1 protein-coding gene and 2 pseudogenes are annotated in these 2,393 nt (G+C 71.7%); all 3 read left to right on the top strand.

Annotated features, from left to right (window positions below; genetic code table 11):
* Positions 1–459 precede the first annotated feature (459 nt).
* Positions 460–651: pseudogene (locus ACZ3UD_RS37610) on the top strand (glycosyltransferase); the annotation flags it as partial.
* A gap of 94 nt (positions 652–745) precedes the next feature.
* Entirely contained in the window at positions 746–1,498 is a 753-nt protein-coding gene (locus tag ACZ3UD_RS37605; protein WP_465598590.1) for an SDR family NAD(P)-dependent oxidoreductase, read from the top strand.
* 149 nt (positions 1,499–1,647) lie between these two features.
* Positions 1,648–2,393: pseudogene (locus ACZ3UD_RS37600) on the top strand (histidine kinase); the annotation flags it as partial.

Raw genomic sequence — 2,393 nt, 5'->3', positions numbered from 1 at the left:
ATCGGTTTCCGACAAGACCCCCTTGTGACGATCCGCTGTCGTAGATCGGGGGTTCGCGGAGGTCGGTTCACGGGGTGGGGTGCGTGGTCGGTCACCGCGCTGAGCTGGGCGGATGTCGTGGTCGGGGGCGCGGGGTGCTGCCGGGGGTGGCTACTATCGCCGGTCGTTGACGTTTTCGGGTGTGAGCGGGCTCACGGTTTATGTCGTGGTTTGCCCGATTTGTCCGTCACTGGCCGAGTCGCCGCCCGTGCTCTGAGTACAGGCGATCTTCCCGGGCCGAGGCCCACGTCACACTCGAATGCGCGCCCCGAGCCCCGTCACCGTCTCGTGCGTTCTTCGGCAAGGCGAACATCAAGGCGAACATCCCGCCGTCCTGGTGGCCATGGCCGGGGCGCTCACCGTCCTGCCCGCGGCGCTCGCCGTCGTCGGACGGCGGATCAACTCCCTGCGGGTGCCGATTCCGAGCAGCGCTTGCGGGCGCTGCCGCCCCAAGCGGCGTTCCTCGGCTTCCGCAGCGGCGACGATCTGGCGGCCACCCATGCGTCCCTCGATGTGTTCGTGCACACCGGCCCCTTCGCGAGGTTCTGTCAGGCGGTGCAGGAGGCGTTGGCCTCGGGTGTCCCGGTGGTCGCGCCGGATGCCGGAGGCCCGCGGGCCTGGTGACCCACTCGGACCGGAATGGCCTTTCCGAGCCTGTGGTTGTAGCTCGGTAAAGGTGATTCCAACCGGCTTTCGAGGAGTTCTCATGGCTCCGTCACTGAATGGTTCGACCGCCCTGGTCACCGGCGCGACCAGTGGCATCGGCCGGGCGGTCGCGCAGGTTCTGGCCGAGCGGGGCGCGCACGTGGTCGTCTCCGGCCGCGATGCCGTTCGCGGGGAGCGGGCCGTGCGGGAGATCCGTGCGGCAGGCGGGAAGGCGGACTTCGTTCAGGCCGACCTGGGCAGTGCGGACGCCGCCCGCCGACTGGCCCGCGAGGCGAGGCGGCTGACCGGCGGCATCGACATCCTGGTCAACAACGCGGGCATCTATCCGTTCGCCGGTACCACCGACACCACCGAGGAGGTCTTCGACCGGGTCTTCGACGTGAACGTCAAGGCGCCCTTCTTCCTGGCCGCCGAGCTGGTCCCCGCCATGGTCGACAAGGGCGGCGGCGCGATCGTCAACGTGAGCTCGCTCGCGGCCGACAAGGCCGTGGTCGGGGCCACCGCCTACGGTTCGAGCAAGTCCGCGGTCAACCAGCTCACCCGGATCTGGGCGGCCGAGTACGGCCCGGCCGGCGTACGGGTCAACGCCGTCCTCCCGGGCGTGACCGAGACCGAAGGCGTGCAGGCCGCGCTCAGCGATGAGGACCGCGGCGAAATCCTCGCCATGACCCCCGCCGGCCGGGCCGGACTGCCCGACGAGGTCGCCGAGGCCGTGGCCTTCCTCGTGTCCGACGCCGCCTCCTACGTCAACGGCGCCCTGCTCACCGTGGACGGCGGAGCGTCCGTCCGCTGACCCCGTCCGCTGCTCCCCGCGCGCCTGCGGTCGACGGGCGCTCAGACCGCCCCGGCGGTCCGCCCGGCCCTCCAGCGGCTTCGGGTATGCGCATCTGCGGGCCGGGTGGCAGCGTGGAGGTGGGGGCCGGATGCGCGGGGACGGCCTGCATGCACAAAGTGGACAGCCATGTCACCGGGGGCGCGGAACCCGGCGGACCGGGGGATCACCGGTCCGCCAGGGGCCGGCTGCGCTCGCGGCTGCGGGTGCGCAGTGTCGCCGGGCAGGTGTTCCTGTGGCTGCTGGTCGTGGTGGTGCTGCTGGTCGGCGCCGGGCTGACGGCGCTCATCCTGCAGGCGCACAGCTACGCCACGAGTGATGCCGTGCACCGCACGCGCGCCGCGGCCGTCACCTTGGCGCAGGTCCCCACGGTGGTGGACGCGCTGGGCAGCACGGACCCGACCGCGGTGCTGCAGCCGCTGGCCCTAAAGATCACGAAAGAAGGCGGCTTCGACTACGTCGTGATCGCCAACCCCGAGGGGATCCGCTACGCCCAGACCGCCCAGCCCGAGCTGATCGGGCAGCGCCTCATCGGCCCGTACCAGCCGGCCCTCAAGGGGCCGATCACCATCAGCTTCACCGCGCCCATCGGACGGGTCGTAGAGAGCAGTGCTCCGGTCACCAGGCCGGACGGTTCGGTCGCCGGTCTGGTCCAGGTCGGCTACACCGTCGCGCACGCGGGCAACGCGGTGAGCGGGCAGTTGCCGGTCGTGTTCGGCGGCGCGGTCGCCGCGCTCGCCGTGGGGACGGGCGGGGCGGCACTGGTGCGGCGGCGGCTTCGCCGCCAGACGCACGGCCTGGGCCCGGCCGAGATGACGCGGATGTACGAGCACCACGACGCGGTGCTGCACGCGGT

It is taken from the genome of Kitasatospora sp. NPDC023118 (assembly GCF_055560875.1).
This window is presented reverse-complemented; position numbering and strand designations above follow the sequence as displayed.

Bases quoted from the DNA above. Each gene is read 5' to 3' on its own strand.
- ACZ3UD_RS37605 (WP_465598590.1), top strand. From the start codon at position 746: ATGGCTCCGTCACTGAATGGTTCGACCGCCCTGGTCACCGGCGCGACC.